The sequence below is a fragment of the Streptomyces sp. NPDC027672 genome (assembly GCF_055566335.1).
The window spans coordinates 1-17,465 of sequence record NZ_JBVHSO010000002.1 but is presented as its reverse complement, the minus strand read 5'-3'; the positions used below and the strand labels follow the sequence as shown (position 1 = coordinate 17,465).

General features: G+C 69.0%; 14 protein-coding genes and 1 pseudogene. 9 read left to right on the top strand and 6 right to left on the bottom strand.

The window, feature by feature from the left end; all coding sequences use genetic code 11:
- Positions 1-37 precede the first annotated feature (37 nt).
- On the bottom strand, positions 38-1,072 hold the full coding sequence (locus ACZ4SV_RS04610; RefSeq protein ID WP_468001366.1) for a phosphotransferase family protein: 1,035 nt from the start codon (positions 1,070-1,072) through the stop codon (positions 38-40).
- Positions 1,073-1,192: 120 nt separating this feature from the next.
- Here ACZ4SV_RS04610 and ACZ4SV_RS04605 point away from each other — a divergent pair, with 120 nt between their 5' ends.
- A complete protein-coding gene (locus ACZ4SV_RS04605) occupies positions 1,193-1,960 on the top strand; it encodes an SDR family oxidoreductase (protein ID WP_468001364.1) in 768 nt (255 codons plus the stop codon).
- A 94-nt stretch (positions 1,961-2,054) separates the two neighbouring features.
- Here ACZ4SV_RS04605 and ACZ4SV_RS04600 read toward each other — a convergent pair whose 3' ends face one another.
- Positions 2,055-2,651, bottom strand: coding sequence for a QsdR family transcriptional regulator (locus tag ACZ4SV_RS04600; RefSeq protein ID WP_468001362.1), 597 nt, complete (start codon positions 2,649-2,651; stop codon positions 2,055-2,057).
- A 28-nt stretch (positions 2,652-2,679) separates the two neighbouring features.
- Positions 2,680-4,191, bottom strand: a complete 1,512-nt coding sequence (locus ACZ4SV_RS04595; RefSeq protein WP_468001360.1) for an AMP-binding protein — start codon at positions 4,189-4,191, stop codon at positions 2,680-2,682.
- A gap of 221 nt (positions 4,192-4,412) precedes the next feature.
- Between ACZ4SV_RS04595 and ACZ4SV_RS04590 the strand changes: the two genes are divergently transcribed.
- A complete protein-coding gene (locus ACZ4SV_RS04590) occupies positions 4,413-5,555 on the top strand; it encodes a serine hydrolase domain-containing protein (protein WP_468001359.1) in 1,143 nt (380 codons plus the stop codon).
- A 46-nt stretch (positions 5,556-5,601) separates the two neighbouring features.
- Here ACZ4SV_RS04590 and ACZ4SV_RS04585 read toward each other — a convergent pair whose 3' ends face one another.
- Complete coding sequence (locus ACZ4SV_RS04585) at positions 5,602-6,801, bottom strand: acetyl-CoA C-acyltransferase (protein ID WP_468001357.1); 1,200 nt, start codon at positions 6,799-6,801, stop codon at positions 5,602-5,604.
- Between the two features lie 185 nt (positions 6,802-6,986).
- Between ACZ4SV_RS04585 and ACZ4SV_RS04580 the strand changes: the two genes are divergently transcribed.
- A complete protein-coding gene (locus ACZ4SV_RS04580) occupies positions 6,987-8,216 on the top strand; it encodes an acyl-CoA dehydrogenase family protein (RefSeq protein WP_468001355.1) in 1,230 nt (409 codons plus the stop codon).
- Between the two features lie 432 nt (positions 8,217-8,648).
- On the opposite strand, the gene ACZ4SV_RS04575 is transcribed toward ACZ4SV_RS04580, so the two are convergent.
- Positions 8,649-9,005, bottom strand: coding sequence for a MerR family transcriptional regulator (locus ACZ4SV_RS04575; RefSeq protein WP_468001353.1), 357 nt, complete (start codon positions 9,003-9,005; stop codon positions 8,649-8,651).
- A 130-nt stretch (positions 9,006-9,135) separates the two neighbouring features.
- On the opposite strand from ACZ4SV_RS04575, the gene ACZ4SV_RS04570 reads away from it, so the two are divergent.
- The 4 genes from ACZ4SV_RS04570 to ACZ4SV_RS04555 all read left to right on the top strand — a co-directional run bounded on the left by ACZ4SV_RS04570 (position 9,136) and on the right by ACZ4SV_RS04555 (position 13,518).
- Positions 9,136-9,846 (top strand): SDR family oxidoreductase, encoded by a 711-nt coding sequence (locus ACZ4SV_RS04570; RefSeq protein WP_468001351.1) that lies wholly within the window; start codon positions 9,136-9,138, stop codon positions 9,844-9,846.
- Between the two features lie 71 nt (positions 9,847-9,917).
- A complete protein-coding gene (locus tag ACZ4SV_RS04565) occupies positions 9,918-10,214 on the top strand; it encodes a putative quinol monooxygenase (RefSeq protein ID WP_468001349.1) in 297 nt (98 codons plus the stop codon).
- A gap of 419 nt (positions 10,215-10,633) precedes the next feature.
- Positions 10,634-10,774 carry a hypothetical protein gene (locus ACZ4SV_RS04560; RefSeq protein WP_468001347.1) on the top strand — a complete coding sequence of 47 codons (141 nt, stop codon included), beginning with the start codon at positions 10,634-10,636 and terminating at the stop codon, positions 10,772-10,774.
- Positions 10,775-11,079: 305 nt separating this feature from the next.
- Complete coding sequence (locus ACZ4SV_RS04555) at positions 11,080-13,518, top strand: glycoside hydrolase family 3 C-terminal domain-containing protein (RefSeq protein ID WP_468001345.1); 2,439 nt, start codon at positions 11,080-11,082, stop codon at positions 13,516-13,518.
- Between the two features lie 334 nt (positions 13,519-13,852).
- Here the strand turns inward: ACZ4SV_RS04555 and ACZ4SV_RS04550 are convergent.
- A pseudogene (locus ACZ4SV_RS04550) lies at positions 13,853-15,180 on the bottom strand (ROK family transcriptional regulator).
- 181 nt (positions 15,181-15,361) lie between these two features.
- Between ACZ4SV_RS04550 and ACZ4SV_RS04545 the strand changes: the two are divergent.
- Together ACZ4SV_RS04545 and ACZ4SV_RS04540 are read left to right on the top strand one after the other, a co-directional pair.
- A complete protein-coding gene (locus ACZ4SV_RS04545) occupies positions 15,362-16,678 on the top strand; it encodes an ABC transporter substrate-binding protein (protein WP_468001343.1) in 1,317 nt (438 codons plus the stop codon).
- A 14-nt stretch (positions 16,679-16,692) separates the two neighbouring features.
- Positions 16,693-17,465 (top strand): carbohydrate ABC transporter permease (locus ACZ4SV_RS04540; protein ID WP_468001341.1); only part of this gene is annotated, 773 nt, incomplete at its 3' end.

Here is a 17,465-nt window from a genome sequence, read left to right as displayed (position 1 = left end):
TTCGGATGCGGTTTCGCCCCGGTGGTCACGGGAGCGTTCAGAGGGAGGCGTCGTCGGCGATGGTGTGGGCGTAGCCGACGAGCGAGGTGATGACGTCGCGGGTGGGGATGCCTGTCCGCGCGCGGTCGGTGGGGGTGTCGAGGGAGCGGCGCAGTACCCCTTCGGCGATGATCGCGATCTTCCACAGGCCCAGGACGTGCCAGAAGCCCACATCTGAGGTGTCTCGTCCGGTGGTGGTCGCGTACCTGTCGACCAGTTCGGTCCGGCTGGGGAATCCGGGCAGGGTGGAGGCGGAGGTCATGTCGCTGATGTCCGATTCGCCGTGTGCGGGCCAGTACGCCAGCAGGGTGCCGACATCGGCCAGCGGGTTGCCCAGCGTACTGAGCTCCCAGTCGAGGACGCCGGCGATCGTGCCTTGGTCGGTGACCACGTTCTTGATGTGGAAATCGCCGTGCACGAGGGTCGTCTCCTCCCGGGCGGGCATGGCCCGCTCCAGACGCCGGGTGAGGCGGTCGAGCGCCGGGAGTTCGCCGGTCTTGGACGCTTCCCACTGACGGTTCCAGCGCTTCAGCTGTCGAGGGGCGTAGGGCTCGTGGCTGGCAAGGTCCTGAAGACGCGCTTTTTCCAGGTCGACGGCGTGGATGAGTCCGAGAGTGGTGGCCATGTCCAGGCCGATTGAGGCTCGTTCCGCGATCGGGGTCCGTGCGGCGGTGTCCATGTCGTCGATGACCACGCCGCCGAGGTGTTCCATCAGCACCCATGGGACACCGGCGGCGTCGTGCCTGGTCCCGTAGATGCGCGGGACGGGCACGGCGGTGCCCGACAGTGCGTTGATGATGCGGGCCTCGCGCAGGACGTCGTGGGCGGAGGCCAGGAGTTTTCCTGAGGGCGGCCTGCGCAGGACCCAGGTGCGGCCGGCGTGGTGCTTGATCCGGTACGTCAGGTTGGAAAGGCCCGCACCGATGCGCTGGGCCATGAGGGGAGGGGAGATCTGCAGGCCGCAGGAGGTGAGCCAGTCGGTGGCCCAGTCGGCATCGACGGGCTGCAGGGATGCTGGTCGGGCGGCGGGCATGCTCGGGCCTTCCGGAAGATCAACTGCGGGGGTTGTGTGCGCGATCGTCGAGGCGGTACCTTCCTGCAACATATCAGCGAATGTTGCAGCCTTGCTAGGTAACTGAACAGGAAGTTCGACATGGACATCACTGGCTTGTTCTCACTGGAGGGCCGCACGGCCCTGGTCACCGGCGGTTCTCGCGGCATCGGCAGGATGATCGCCGAGGGCTTTCTGGCTCAGGGGGCCCGCGTCTACATCACCGCCCGCAAGGCGGAGGCGTGCGACGCCGCAGCCCGGGAGCTCTCCGAGCTGGGGGAGTGCCACTCGCTGCCCGGGGACGTGTCGAGCGTTCCGGGGATCAATGACCTCGTGGCCAGGTACGCGGAGCGCGAGCCGGCTCTGGACGTGCTGGTGAACAACGCGGGCGCCGCGTGGGCCGCCCCGTTCGACGAGTTCCCCGAGTCCGGCTGGGACAAGGTGATGGACCTCAACGTCAAGGGTCTGTTCTTCCTGACCCAGGCCCTGAAGCCGTTCCTGGTGCGGTCGGCCGGTGCGCACCTTGCGAAGGTCATCAACATCGCGTCGGTGGACGGAATCGCGGTCAATCCGGGCGAGACCTACTCCTATCACGCGAGCAAGGCCGGCGTGATCCACCTGACGCGCAGGATGGCGCTCGAACTCATCAAGAGCGGGATCGTCGTCAGCGCCATCGCGCCGGGCGCTTTCGCCTCCGAGATGAACCGTGCCGCCCGGGACCACGCCGAGGAGGTGATCGGCTACATTCCGGCCCGGCGCATCGGAGAGCCGGAGGACATGGCCGCCGCGGCGGTCTACCTCGCCTCCCGCGCGGGCGACTACGTACTGGGCTCCACCGTCATCGTCGACGGCGGAGCCTCCATCGCCTGACGAAGATCCGCCCGGGCCCGGGCAAGACGGCGATGGTGCGGTCCTCCTGCCCGGCCCGGTTGTTCATACGCCCCGGTCGTGGACGTGGAGTCTCCTACCGGGCGGCCGGGGAGGTCGTCAGGAGAGCGGCGATCGCCGCACCGACCTTGGCGGAGTCCGGTTCCTCGCCGGTGATGATGTCGGCGTAGATGAAGGACTCGATGATCCGCACGATGAGGTAGGCCAGGTCGTGCAGGTCCATCGGCGGGAACTCGTGGCCGCCGTCCTGCTCCTGCTGCAGCAGGTTGTGGAAGTTCTCCACGATGTGCTGCTGCAGCGGGCTGGCCTTGGTGGTGGTCAGCCGCAGTGAGCGTTCCGGCTCGCGCTGCATGAACGCCCGGTAGTACGAGGCGTCGATGATCTTCTGCGCGTAGATCTCGGCGATCCGCGCGATACGAGCGCCTCCGCTGCCGTTCGCCGCCTCGGCGGCCTTCTTGATGGTGGGGTCCGCCAGCGTGGTGAGGATGTTGACGACCAGAGTGTCGCGATTGCCCACCCACCGGAACAGCGTCGTACGGTCCACGCCGAGCTCGGCGGCGAGATCCTGCATGTCCAGGCGGTCGCCCTTGACGAACTTCTTCAGGGCGAGGCTGAACGCCTCGCGTGCGCCGGGCCGCACCGCCGCTCTTCCAGCCTCTCGTTTCGCAGTCACAACCGGAGTATAGGGAGGAGCCAGTACGTCATTCCGCCTGTTCCGCCGCGGAGGCCGACTGCCGGAACCGGTCGGTGTCGATGGTCCGCTTCAGGATCTTCCCACTGGGCCCTTTGGGCAGGGCCTCGGCGAACCTGACGAGGCGGGGGATCTTGTAGGCCGACATCCGCTCGCGTGCCCACGCCATGATGTCGGGCCCGGTGACAGATCCCGGCCGGTCCAGGACGATCACGGCGGCGACCTCCTGGCCGTAGTGCTCGTCCGGTACGCCGACGACGGCCACCTCGACGATGCGCGGGTGCTCGTAGAGGATCTCCTCGACCTCGCCGGGGTAGACGTTGTACCCGCCCCGGATGATCAGGTCCTTCAGGCGGTCGACGATGAAGAGGTCGCCGTCCTGGTCGATCATGCCGAGGTCGCCGGTCCGCAGCCAGCCGTCGACCAGGGCCTGTGCGGTCGCTTCGGTCCGCCGCCAGTATCCCTTCATGACCGAGGGGCCGCTGATCCAGATCTCGCCCACCTCTCCCGGGCCAAGAGGCGAACCCTTCTCGCTCCGGACCTCCACCGACGTCCGTGGTACCGGCCGGCCCGCCGAGCCTGACTTCCGGATTCCTCCCTGGCCGTTGAAGGTTCCCTGCGAGGTCGTCTCGGTCAGCCCGTACCCTTCGAGCAGCTCGCACCCGAAACGGCTCTCGAAGGCCTGGGCCACCGGCGCCGGGAGCGGGGCGCCACCGGAGACAGCGAGACGGACACTGCCGAACCCGCTCCCGTCCTCGCCCTTGGACGAGCGCAGCATGGCGTTCCACATGGTCGGCACGCCGGCGATGATGGTGAGCTGGTGTGTGCGGATGGCGTCGATCATGGCCTCGGGGCCGAAGGGTGCTACCAGGTGCAGGGAGCTCCCTGCGGTGAGCGAGGCCATCATCACCGAGATCTGGCCGAAGATGTGGAACAGCGGCAGCCCGGTGCCGATCCGGTCGTCCGGTGTTCCCTGGCTGCACTCCACCGAGATCCGCGCTGCGGACAAGATGTTCGCGACCGTCAGTTCGGCGCCCTTGGGGCGACCGGTGGTGCCCGAGGTGTACAGGATCGCCGCGGTGTCGTCGGGGTCCCGGTCGGTCAGGGCCGCGAGCGGCAGGGCCTCCCACATACCGTGCACGAGGGTGACGACCGGTGGCCCGTCCGCGGCCACCGCTTTCCGGGCGGGTGCGCTCGCCTCGTGCCAGGCGATGATCAGTGAGGCTTGTGCATCGCGCACGACGTAGCTGACTTCCTCGCTCGTCGACATGGTGTTCATCGGTACCACGACGCAGCCTGCTGCCTGGATGCCGAGGTAGGCCACGACGTAGGCCGACACCGACGGCGCGATGAGAACGACCCGCTCCCCGGGTGCGACGCCTTGAGCGTCGAGGATCGAGGCGAAACGCAGGCTCGATTCGAGGAGCCCTTCGTAGCTGAAGTGCTCGCCGGCGTCCCTGATGGCGACGCTCCTGGGCGCTGCATCGGCGCGAAGGCGGACGGGGTCCAGCAGGCTCACCATGGCAGGTTTCTCCTTCGTCGCGGCAGGGGCCGGGTGTCCGCGTGGGAGCGGACGGCGGCGGAGCATCCGCGCAGCGTTCATGTGATTGTTGCGGGGAGGTATCCAGGCTATTGACGCTTGCAACATTCGACCATACGTTGCATGGTGACCCGCGTCACAGCACTGGCAGGTGCTGCAACGGCAGGTCCGTGTCTATCGCCGTTCAGCCAGGGAGTTCAGCCATGACAGAGGTAGTCGACGGAGAATGCGATGCGCGGTTCGAGAAGGTGAGGGAGCTCCTCGAGGAGAACATCGCCCGCGGGAAGGAGGTGGGTGTTTCGCTTGCGGTCGACCTGTACGGAGAACCGGTCCTGGATCTGTGGGGCGGCCACCGGGATGCGGCACGCACCGTGCCGTGGTCGAGGGACACGATCGTCAACGTCTGGTCCTCGACCAAGATGGTCACCAATCTGGCCGCGCTGATGCTCGTGGACCGCGGACTGCTCGACGTCCACGCCCCTGTCGCACGCTACTGGCCCGAGTTCGCCGCCCAGGGCAAGAGCCGCATCGAGGTGCGTCATCTCATGTCGCATACCTCCGGCCTCTCGGGCTGGGACGGGCCACTGGCCACGGAGGATCTGTACGACCTGCCGGGCGCCACCGCCCGGCTGGCGCATCAGGCACCGTGGTGGCCGCCGGGGACGGCTTCCGGGTATCACTCCAACAGCCAGGGCCACCTCGTCGGGGAGCTCGTGCGGCGCGTCTCGGGACTGTCGCTGACGGAATTCGTCCGGACGGAGATCGCCGCCCCGCTGGGCGCCGACTTCCAGATCGGTGTGCGCCCCGAGGACGACGCGAGGGTGGCCGAGATCATCCCACCACCGCCGTATGCTTTCGACTTCGCTGCGGCCGACCCCGACGACATCATGGTCAAGACCTTCGCCCGCCCCCTCATCGACGCGGCGACGGTCAACACGCACGCCTGGCGGCGCGCGGAACTCGGGGCCGTCAACGGACACGGCAACGCCCGATCGCTCAGCAGGATCCTGTCGGCCGTCTCTGACGGTGGCTCGGTCGGCGGAGTGCGTCTGCTCCGCCCCTCGACCATCGACCTGATCTTCCAGGAGCAAGCCAGCGGCGTCGACCTGGTTCTGGGGCTCCCCATGCGGTGGGGCATCGGCTACGCACTGTCCGAGCCGCAGTCGCTGCCCTACATCGACCAAGGGCGTACCTGTTTCTGGGGCGGCTGGGGTGGATCACTGACCGTCATGCATCCCGATCGCGGCCTGACGATCTCCTACGTCATGAACCAGATGTCGGCCGGAGTCATCGGATCGGACCGCTCGGCCGAGTACGTCACGGCCATCTACCAGGCCCTGGGATGAGCGCCGGGGCGGCCCGACCGCGGTGCGGGCGGACCACCCCCGGCGTTCAGGCGACCTCGAAGAGGCCGGCGGCGCCCATGCCGCCGCCGATGCACATCGACACGACGGCGAACTGCTCGCCGCGACGCCGTGCCTCCAGCAGGGCGTGCCCCACGGCCCGGGCACCTGTCATGCCGTAGGGGTGGCCGAGCGCGATGGCACCGCCGTTGACGTTGCACTTCTCGGGATCGATCCCCAGGGCGTCTTGGCAGTAGATGGCCTGGGACGCGAAAGCCTCATTGAGCTCCCACACGCCGATGTCGCCGACCGTGAGTCCGTGCCGCTCCAGCAGCTTCGGAACGGCGGCGACGGGCCCCACCCCCATCTCCTCGGGATCGCACCCGGTGACGGCCAGGCCGCAGTAGTAGCCCAGCGGCTCCAGGCCCAGGGCGGCCGCGTAGTCGCTGTCCATGAGGACCGAGGCCGAGGCGCCGTCCGACAGCTGGGAGGCGTTGCCGGCCGTCACCGACGGAGCGCCGCCCGCCTCGTCCGGCGACAGCACGGTCCGCAGCGCGGCAAGCCCTTCCCGTGTCGTAGCGCGGCGCAGCCCTTCGTCCTGGCTGATCGTGATCTCCACCTCGCGGGACTCGCCCGACTCGCGGTCCTTCTCGATCTTCACCACCGTCATGGGCGCGATCTCCGCGTCCATCAGCCCGGAGTCCTGCGCCGCCGCGGCGCGGCGATGGGACTCCGCACCCATCTCGTCCTGACGTGTCCGGCTGATCCCGTACCGCAGGGCGACGATCTCCGCCGTGCGCACCATCGGGTAGTATAAGCTGGCGACCCGCTCGCTCAGCCAGGGATCGACCGCCCGGTACCGGTTGTTGTGCTCGTTCTGGACCAGGGAGATCGATTCGACGCCCCCTCCAACAGCGACCTTGAGCCCGTCGAACATGACGCGCTGAGCGGCCACCGCTATCGCCATGAGCCCCGAAGAGCACTGCCGGTCCACCGTCATGCCCGGCACGCTCGTCGGCATGCCGGCCCGCAGCGCGGCCTGGCGGGCGACGTTGAACCCCGTCGTCCCCTCCGGCACGGCGCAGCCCAGCACCACATCCTCCACCAGTTCGGCCTCGATTCCGGCCACGTCCAGCGCGTGGGAGATCGCATGCGCCGCAAGCTCCTGGCCCTGCGTGTTGTTGAACGCCCCCCGGTACGCCTTCCCGATCGGCGTCCGGGCCGTCGCCACGATTGCTGCTCTGCTCATCTGGATTTCCCCTCATCGGACACTGTGCGGTCGCCATCACCAGTGATGCAACGTTTCCAATAATGTTGCACACGACTGGCGATTGTTCTAGCCTCGGGCCAGTCCGACGGGCGCAGCGGCGCTCGGCCCGGGCGGTCCTACCCACACAGCGGCGAGACCGAGCCGCGGACATCGCGAGGAACCTCATGGACATTCGCCCCTCCGAACGCGCTCTGGACTACCAAAAGCGGCTGGAGGCCTTCATGGACGAGTTCGTCTACCCGGCCGAGGCGGTGAGCGAGGAGCAGATGAAGGCGTCCGGCGACCTGTTCCACCACCCGGCCGTGGTCGAGGACCTCAAGGCGGAAGCGCGCCGGCAAGGGCTGTGGAACCTTTTCCTTCCCGAATCCGATCTCGGCGCCGGGCTCACCAACGTCGAGTACGCGCCTCTCGCCGAGATCATGGGGCGCAGCGCCCATCTCGCCCCGGAGGCGACCAACTGCAACGCGCCGGACACCGGCAACATCGAGGTGCTGGCTCGCTTCGGCACGCCCGAGCAGAAGGAGAAGTGGCTGCGGCCGCTGCTCGACGGTGAAATCGCCTCCGCGTTCGCCATGACGGAGCCGGCCGTCGCGAGCTCCGACGCCACGAACATCGAACTGAGCATGGTCCGCGACGGCGACGAATACGTCCTCAACGGCCGCAAGTGGTGGGCGTCCAACGCGATGCACCCGATGTGCAGAATACTCATCGTGATGGGCAAGACCGACCCCACCGGGCCCAAGCACCGTCAGCAGAGCATGATGCTCGTCCCCATCGACACCCCCGGCGTGACCCTGGTGCGGTCACTGCCTACCTTCGGCTACATGGACCGCGAAGGCCACGCCGAGATCCTCTTCGACAACGCGCGGGTACCCGCCGGCAACATCATCTCGGGCGAAGGCGACGGCTTCCTCATCAGCCAGGCGCGACTGGGTCCCGGCCGCATCCACCACTGCATGCGGTCCATCGGCATGGCCGAACGCGCACTGGACCTGATGATCGACCGGGCGCAGAGGCGGACCACCTTCGGACAGCCGCTTGCGCTGCGCAGCAACATCCAGGACTGGATCGCCGAGTCACGCATCGACCTGGAGATGGCCCGCCTGCTGACGATGAAGGCGGCCTGGCTGATGGACACCGTGGGCAACAAGGGAGCGCGCGTCGAGATCGCCGCCATCAAGGTCGCCGCCCCCAGCATCGCCGCCCGGATCATCGACCGAGCCATCCAGGTCTTCGGGGCCGCCGGCATGTCCAACGACACCCCTCTCGCCGAGATGTACGTCCACCAGCGACACCTGCGAATCGCCGACGGCCCGGACGAAGTACACAAGCGGACCATCGCCGCAGCCGAACTCCGCCGCCGCGATCCCGACTTCGCCCTCACCCCACGCTGACACACCCACACCGCGGCAACTCCCGACGAAGCGCGCTCACAAGCAGCGGAGGCCGTACGGAATCGACCGGGGCACCGGTGTGTTCAGTGACGTCCTGGCCTTGGTGAGCGAGGCTTCCCGCCCGCACAGCACAGCACGCCGACCCCAGGCCACGTTGGGCCGAGGTCGGCGCAGCTGTTGAAACAGTCAGGGCGGCATAAGCGCGGAGTGCGGCCGGGCTGGCTCGCCACAGGAGACCGCCCGGTCGCCGACGATCCTTTACTCGGGCGGGCCCTGGCCCACGCCCTCTGAGCTGTGCCGGTCCGCCCGGCGCGCTCATAGCTCTACCTACTGTGGAACCGGATCACGGTCCAGTGCGCAAGCCGTCCCAGCAGCTGCAAACCTGGCGTCCGCACTGTAAGGCTCTATGAGTCGCAGACACGCGGAGGACCGTCACGCCTTGACGACTCCCGCTGCGACGATGTCCTCGATCACGCGGTCGAGTTTGCTTTTCGCTCGGGACAAGTCCTGGATGCGCTCGGCGATGCGGTCCCGCTCGTTGGTGAGCTGGTCCAGCATGCCGGGGGTCGCGGTGCCGGTGCTCACGCACGGCAACAGCTCGACGACGGTTCGGCTGGAGAGGCCGGCGGCAAAAAGATCCTGAATGAGCTGGACGCGGTCCAGGGCATCCTCGGAGTAGTCGCGCTGCCCGCCGGGCGTCCGTGTCGACTCCAGGAGATTCTGCTCCTCGTAGTAGCGCAAGGCGCGCACGCTCACCCCCGAGCGCTTGGCGAGCTGTCCGATGCGCATGACGCGGATCACTTCCCTTCCGTTTGCACCTCACGTTGACGTCAGGTTTTAGCGTAGCAATACCGCCGAAGTACGCGCGGGATCCATGAGCCGGCCTGACCTGTTACGGCCGCATCGAAAGGGCACCTGTATGAACATCTCCGGAGCGACAGCGCTGGTCACCGGCGCGAACCGAGGGATCGGGCGTCACTTCGCCGCGCAGCTCGCCGAGCGCGGCGCGAAGGTCTACGCGACCGCCCGGCGCCCCGGCAGCATCGACCTGCCGGGCGTGGAAGTCCTGCAGCTCGACATCACCGACCCTGCCTCGATCGAGGCCGCCGCAGCGGCGGCCACCGACGTCGACCTGCTGGTGAACAACGCCGGGATCTCCACCGGCACCAACCTCCTGGGCAGCGAACTCGACGCGATCCGGCGCGAGCTGGACACGCACTTGTGGGGCAATCTGAACATGGTCCGCGCCTTCGCCCCCGTCCTGGCCGCCAACGGTGGAGGCGCGATCGTGAACGTGCTCTCGGCCCTGTCGTGGTTCTCCTACAACGGCAGCAACGCCTACGCGGTGGCCAAGGCGGCGGAGTGGAGCATGACCAACGGCATCCGCCTGGAACTCGCCGGGCAGAACACGCTCGTCACCGGCGTCGTCCTGGGAGCGGCCGACACCGACATCATGGCCGGCGCCGACTACGACGGCCCCCTCACCGACCCCGCCGACGTAGCCCGCGCCGCACTCGACGGCGTCGAGAACAACCTCATCGAGGTCGTCGTCGACCAATGGAGCGCCCACGTCAAGGCATCCCTGGCCGCCGACCCCGCCGACTTCTACCAGCAGCTGCTCGCCACCTGACCTCACCCCCGTCAGCACGCCACTCCACCTGCGCGCAGCACCATCACGCCGGAACCTAAGAGAGAAGAACCGTGAACAACACCGTCATGATCATCGCCGAGAGCAACGCCGCCGAAGGCAAGGCCGACGAGGTCCGCTCTCTCATAGAAAGCGTCGTCGAGCGCACCCGCGCCGAAGACGGCTGCCTGCGCTACGAACTCCTGCGCGACCTCGACGACGACAGCCACATCATCCTCATCGAGGAATGGCGCGACCAGGCATCACTCGACGCCCACCTCGCCAGCGAGCACCTCACCACCATGTTCCAGACGATGATGCCGCTCCTCGCCGGCGAAGGACGCGGAACCCGGGTGGCCCGGATCGCGTGATCCACCCGCGTCGACGGTCGCGCAGCCCCAGCTCAGAGGATGCTGTCTCCGAACCGGCGGCCGGGCTGTAGACCAGGGGCGCGGTCCGCTCCGCTTACCTCAAGGTCACCGCCCACTGCGGTAGGCGACAGCGCGGGCCCTCGTCCAGACCAGAGGACCCCCAGAGAGACACCAGGGGGCGCCTGCCCGGCCTTCATCGGTCGGGCAGCAGCCCCGGCATAGGATCGCGCTCGGCTGCACGATCCGAACGCCGCGCTCACTTCTGAACTGGTCGGCAGGGCACGGACGTTCGACGGCGTGGCCGAGACATCGCGAAGCCGCTCGCGCCGACCCGCGTCAGCGCGGTCTTCGGCCGGACCAACTACTCCACCGACCAGGAACACGATGCCGAACTGACGGCGACCGTCCTCGCGGAGGTCGTGGACCAGCTACCGACCGCGCCGTCCACCTCCCCGCACGGTCTGCTGGACCGCGTGGACGCCACGATGGCCCATTCGACCCCACTGCAGATCTTCGACTGCAACAACACCAACGCCCAGCGCTGGAACCTCCCCTCCTGACGTGGGGTAACGCCACGCCTCATAGGTGATGATCGCTGGCTCGGCGCTGAACAACAGCGCCGGGCCGAAGGACGGCTCTACTCCAGACTCCCGCATGTCGGCAGAACCCAGCCGACATGCGTGAGGGTCAACGGCTATTGCCAGCTGATCACGTGAACCAAGACCCCCGACGAGATCCTTTCCAAGCGTCCGAGAACTCCACTCGCACGACACTGGAAGAGACGGCGGCCTCATTGACAGGAACCTGATCTCCTCGGAATGCTTGGGAGAGCGCTCTCCGATGAGCGGCCGAGGAGGCAGACGGAATGACTGAAGAAGAACGCGCCCGACTGCTCGACAAGCTGGATCTGGGGCAGAAGGTGCGGATTCTCACCGGAGCCGACACCTGGCACACGCACGCGGAACCCGTCATCGGACTGGGGGAGATCGCGACGTCGGACGGTCCCGTCGGAGTGCGCGGAGAAGCCTGGGACGAACGGAACACCTCACTGCTGCTGCCCTCACCGTCCGCCGTCGCGGCGATGTGGGACGAGGAGTTCGTGGAGCGGCTCGGGGGACTGCTCGCGGCCGAGGCACGCCGCAAGCGCGTGCACGTCGTCCTCGCCCCCACGCTCAATCTCCACCGTTCACCCCTGGGAGGCCGTCACTTCGAGTGCTTCTCGGAGGACCCGGAGCTGACCGGTCGCACCGGGGCCGCACTGATCCGCGGGATCCAGAAGCACGGCGTGGCCGCGACCGCGAAGCACTTCGTCGCCAACGACTCCGAGACCGAGCGGTTGACCGTGGATGTCCGGGTGTCCGAACGGGTCCTGCGCGAGGTGTACCTCGCGCCGTTCGAGGCGGCAGTGGCGGCCGGAGTATGGCTCGTCATGGCCGGTTACAACGGCGTCAACGGCGCCACCATGACGGAGAGCCCGTTGCTGGCGGAGCCGCTCAAGGGAGAGTGGGGGTTCGACGGGGTCGTCGTCTCCGACTGGGGTGCGATGCGCTCCACGGTGCCCGCCGCGCTCGCGGCCCACGACCTCGCCATGCCGGGACCGGAAAGCCCCTGGGGGGACGCCCTGGTACGGGCCGTGCGCGAGGACGCCGTGCCGCTGGAGGCGGTCGAGGACAAGGCCCGCCGCCTGCTTCGGCTCGCCGACCGGGTGGGGGCGCTGGGCGCGTCCCGGGGCGTCGGCACCGGTCCGGCGGGCCCGGGTGACGAGCGGACGCTCCTGCGCCGGGCGGTCGCCGCCGGGACGGTCCTGCTGCGCAACGACGGACTGCTGCCGCTGACGCCCGCCTCCCTGCGCAGTGTCGCGGTGATCGGGCCGCACGCCGCACAGCCGAGAGCCCAGGGCGGCGGCAGCGCCGGCGTCTTCCCTCACCATGTCGTCTCGCCGCTGGACGGGATCCGCAGAGCACTGGGCGACGGTGTGCGCGTCGTCCATGCCCCCGGCCCCGCTCTCGGCACCGCGCCCCCGCCCCTCGACCGTGCGACATGCCGCAACCCGCGCAGCGGCGCACCCGGCGTCCTGGTCCGCGTGCTCGACGCGGAGGGACGCGAACTGCACGCCGAAGACCGCCACAGCGGGCGCCAGTTGGAACCATATGTACCGCCGGGCGCCCACAGCGTGGAGATCAGTGCTCTGCTGGCTCCCACGGCGCAGGGGGAGTGGACGTTCGGCATCGGCGGCTTCGGCCGTATGAGTCTCACGGTGGACGGCCGCGCCGTCGTCGACGGTACGTTCCCGCGGGAGACCGACGACCCCGCCGTCGTCCATGTGAACCCGCCGTGCCGGTACGGCCGCGTCCGGCTGTCCCACCTGGGTCGCGTGCATGTGGTGGCCCGGCGGGAACTGCTTCCCGGTTCGGGTCGCGCCACGGTGGTGACCGCGGGCCCGCCCGCGCCGGATCCCGCGTCGGCCCTCGTCGCGGCGGCCGAGGCGGCACGCGACGCGGAGGTGGCGATCGTGTGCGTCGGCACCACGGAGGACAGCGAGTCCGAGGGGCATGACCGGACCGGTCTCGCCCTCCCCGGCCACCAGGACGAGCTGGTGCGTGCCGTGACGGCCGCGAACCCGCGCACCGTGGTGGTCGTCAACGCGGGCGGCCCGGTGGAGATGCCGTGGCGGCACGAGGCGGGAGCGATCCTGCTGTCCTGGTTCCCCGGCCAGGAGGCGGGTCACGGACTGGCCGACGTCCTGTTCGGGGCTACCGAGCCGGGTGGACGGCTGCCGACCACCTGGGGTGCCGCCCTGCGGGACGTACCGGTCACCGGCACACGGCCCGAGGCCGGCGTCCTGCCGTATGAGGAAGGACTGCACATCGGCTACCGCGCCTGGCTGCGCGCGGGCCGCACGCCCGCGTACTGGTTCGGACACGGCCTCGGCTACACCTCATGGGAGTACGAGCAACTCGACGCCCCGGCGGCCGTGCACGACGACGGTCCCCTGACGGTCCGCGTGACCCTGCGCAACACGGGGAGGCGGCGTGGCCGCGAAGTGGTGCAGCTCTACGTGGCGAAACCCGGCTCGGCGGTGGAGCGCCCGAGGCGATGGCTCGCCGGATACACGGCCGTGGAGGCGGACCCGGGGGAACGGCTGACCGCCGTGATCGAGGTACCTGCTCGCGCCCTGCGGCACTGGTCCGAGGCCGACGGCGGGTGGCGCACGGAGACCGGCGTATGGCGACTGCTCGCCGGCCGGTCGGCGGGCCACCTGACGCTGACCGCCGACATGCACGTAGGCACCCTCGGGGAGTGACACAAGGGCGCGGAGAGCGCTCTACAGGGCTTCCCGCCGCACAGTATGTCGACCTCGGTCACCAGGAAGGCGGGCGGCTGGCCGTCGAACACCTGCCGGCCCGCGGAGTAGGGTTCGCGTCCGACGGCCGTGACGCCTGCCGGGACGGCGCATGGCGAGCGCGCGATGCTCCGCGAGGGCGGGCGGGCGCCGAACGAGGCGGCGGTGCTAGGTTCCGGCGGCTCCGGCGTCGCCCTGGCCTGCCGCTCTCCACTGACCACGGTGCGTCAGCCGGCCGAGCGGCGGGCCGCGGAAAGGGTGAGGGGAGCGGCCCGGCAGCGAGTCCGGCCGCCTGTCAGAGCGACGGGCCACGGGTCGGGCCGGCCTCGCAGAGCCGCCGCCTCAGGGGCGCCTGCCAGGGCGGTCCGGCGTCGGTATGACCGTGGGAGCCGGACGGCGGCCGCCATGGGCGAAGAAGTCCGCGAGCGGCAGGGCGGCGGCACCGATGGTCACCGCGTCCGGACCGAGGCGGCCGGGCTCTATGCCCACGCCTGTGGCAGGGTGGCGCAGCGTACGCGCGAAAGCGTGCGTGCGCACCTCTTCGAGGAACCGTGGACCGAGTCGCAGGCCGGCCCAGCCGCCGACGACGATCCGTTCGGGCTGGAAGAGGTTGATCAGGTCGGACAGGCCCGCGCCGAGGTACTGGGCCGTCTCCGCGAGAACGGTCGCCGCCACCGGATCGGGCGTGCTCCCGTCCTCCGGGCAGGCCGCTGCCAGCAGCTCGGTGAGAGTGCCCTCCTCGTCACCGCCGGGCGAGGGCCTGCCGCCCGCCTCGCGCCAGCGGGCGAGGAGCGCCTCGGCGCCCGCGTACGCCTCCAGACAGCCGGACGCGCCGCAGCGGCAGCGCCGCCCGCGCACCTGCACCGTGAGGTGGCCCCATTCGACGGCCCGGCCGCGCTCCAGGCCGTCGGTGACCACGCAGGCGCCGACACCGGAGCCGAAGAGCACCACCACGGCGGAGCGCGCGCCGCGTCCGGCGCCGAACCACATCTCCGCCTGGCCCGCGGTCTTGGCTCCGTTGTCGATGAAGTACGACACGTGTGGCGGAAGCCGGCCGGTGCGGCGCAGGAGACGCTCCAGCGGCACGGCCGTCCAGCCGATGGTCTGGCCGTGCACGACGGAGCCGCTCTCGACGCTGTCATCGACGATGCCGGGCACTCCGACACCGACGCCGAGCAGGTGCTCGCCGTCGACACCGGACGCCCGCAGCACCTCGGCGACACCGTCGTTGATGTTCCGCACGACCACGTCCACGTCGTAGGCGTGACCGTCCCGGTACGCCACCCTGAGATCCACCCGTGCCAGCTCGGTGAGGGACAGGTCGAACAGCTCCACTCGCACCCGGTTCTCCCCGACGTCCACGCCGATCAGATAGCCGCGGCCAGCCACGATCCGCACCAGGACGCGTGGCCGCCCGCGAGACGAGGCGACCCTGCCGGCCTCCTCCACCAGACCGTCGGTGATCAACTCGGCCACCACGTTACTGATCGATCCGGAGCTCAGCCCGGTCGTCGAGGCGAGTGCGTAGCGGCTCATCGGCCCGTCGAAATACAACCGTTGCAAAACGGCGGTCCGGCTCTCCCGCCGCAGGTCATGGACCGTACGGCCACGGTGCTGTGTCACCTGGCCTCCTCGTTCGCCGACGTGGTGGGTAAGGCGTAAGGGTCCAACCTCTTGACGCCACCCTTCTTGCGCGTCTTAACTCACGTCATAAATTAAGCCTTGGGCCTACTGAAGTCGAACGCGGTGTCGGCTCCGCAGGCGCTTCCACGGCTTCGACCCCCGGAAAGGGACACCAGGAGTCATGCGCACCACCCGAGCCGCGGCCGTAGGCGCCGTTACTTTGTCTTTCGCTCTCGTGGCCACGGCCTGCGGCGGCGGTTCATCGACTGGCGGCGGGTCCAACGACTCGCCCAAGACGCTCACCTACTGGGCCTCCAACCAGGGCGCCAGCATCGCCGTGGACAAGAAGGTCCTCCAGCCCGAACTGGACAAGTTCGAGAAGCAGACGGGCATCAAGGTAAAGCTGGAGGTCGTGCCCTGGGCGGACCTGCTGAACCGGATCCTGACCGCGGCCACCTCCGGCCAGGGCCCCGACATCCTCAACATCGGCAACACCTGGAGCGCCTCGCTCCAGGCGACCGGCGCGCTGCTGCCGTGGGACGAGAAGAACTTCGCCAAGATCGGCGGCAAGGAGCGTTTCGTCGACTCCGCCCTCGGCTCCACCGGCGTCCAGGGCCAGGATCCGGCCGCCGTCCCGCTGTACTCGATGTCGTACGCCCTCTACTACAACAAGAGGATCTTCGCCGACGCGGGTATCGCCAAGCCGCCCGCCACCTGGGACGAGTTGGTCGCCGACGGCAAGAAGATCGAGGCCAAGGGCAAGCAGGCCATCGGTACTGAAGGCTCCAACCTCTCCGAGAACATCCACCAGGTGTTCGTCCTCGCCAAGCAGCACGGCGCGGACTTCTTCACCGCCGACGGCAAGCCCGACTTCACCAACGACGGCGTGGTCGCGGCGGTCAAGCAGTACGTGGACCTGATGGCCAAGGACAAGGTCATCCCGGTCAGCAACGCGGAGTACGCACAGAACCAGTCCCTCAGTGACTTCGCCAAGGGAAAGACGGCGATGGTGCTGTGGCAGACCGCCGCCGCCACCTTCAAGTCGCTGGGCATGAAGGACTCCGACTGGGCCGCCGCCCCCGCGCCCGTCCGGTCCGGGACGCCGGGCACGGGTACCCAAATCAACTCGATGGTGGCCGGCATCAACATGGCCGTCTTCAAGAACACCCACAACCTCGACGGGGCCGCGAAGTTCGTGAAGTTCATGACCAGCGACGAGGAGCAGAAGATCCTCAACAAGGCCTACGGCTCCATCCCGCCGGTCGAGTCGGCCCAGTCGGACCCGGCGTTCAACACACAGGGCACCGCGGTGCTGCGCCAGACCCTGGCCACCAGCGCGCAGGCGCTGCCGCAGGTAGCCGACGAGTCCCAGTTCGAGACGGCCGTGGGCACGGCGGTGAAGGACCTGTTCGCGGAGGCGGCGGCCGGCCGCGCGGTGACCACCGAGTCGGTGGAGGCCAAACTCCTCAAGGCCCAGCAGCAGATGCCGGCGAAGTGAGGGCGGACACTCTCATGACGACCACGATCCCCGAGACGGACACGCGGTCGGTGCACGAGAACACCCCCGGGGCGGCGCGCGGCCCGCGCCGCCCCGGGCGGATCAAGCGCATCGGACTGCCGTACCTGCTCCTGCTGCCCGCCCTGGTCCTCGAACTCCTGGTCCATCTGGTCCCGATGGTCATCGGCATCACGATGAGCTTCAAGGAGCTGACCCAGTTCTACATCCGCGACTGGGGCACGGCCCCGTGGTCCGGCCTCGACAACTACAAGCTGTCCGTGGACGTCAACGGTCCCGTCGGCGAGGCCCTGCTGCACTCCTTCCTCGTCACGGTCGGCTTCACCCTGCTGTCGGTCGGCATGTGCTGGGCGATCGGCACCGCGGCCGCGATCTACATGCAGGACACCTTCCGCGGCCGCGGCCTGCTGCGCACCGTCTTCCTGATCCCCTACGCGCTGCCGGTCTACGCGGCCGTCATCACCTGGGCGTTCATGTTCCAGCACGACAACGGCCTGGTGAACCACGTCCTGCACGACCAGCTACACCTCACCGGCAAGCCGTCGTTCTGGCTGATCGGCGACAACAGCTTCTACGCCCTGCTGACCGTCTCGGTGTGGAAGGGCTGGCCGTTCGCCTTCCTCATCGTCATGGCCGGACTGCAGAACATCCCGCGGGAGCTGTACGAGGCCGCCGCGCTGGACGGCGCCGGGATGTGGCAGCAGATCCGCCGCATCACCCTGCCCTCGCTGCGCCCGGTCAACCAGGTCCTGGTCCTGGTGCTGTTCCT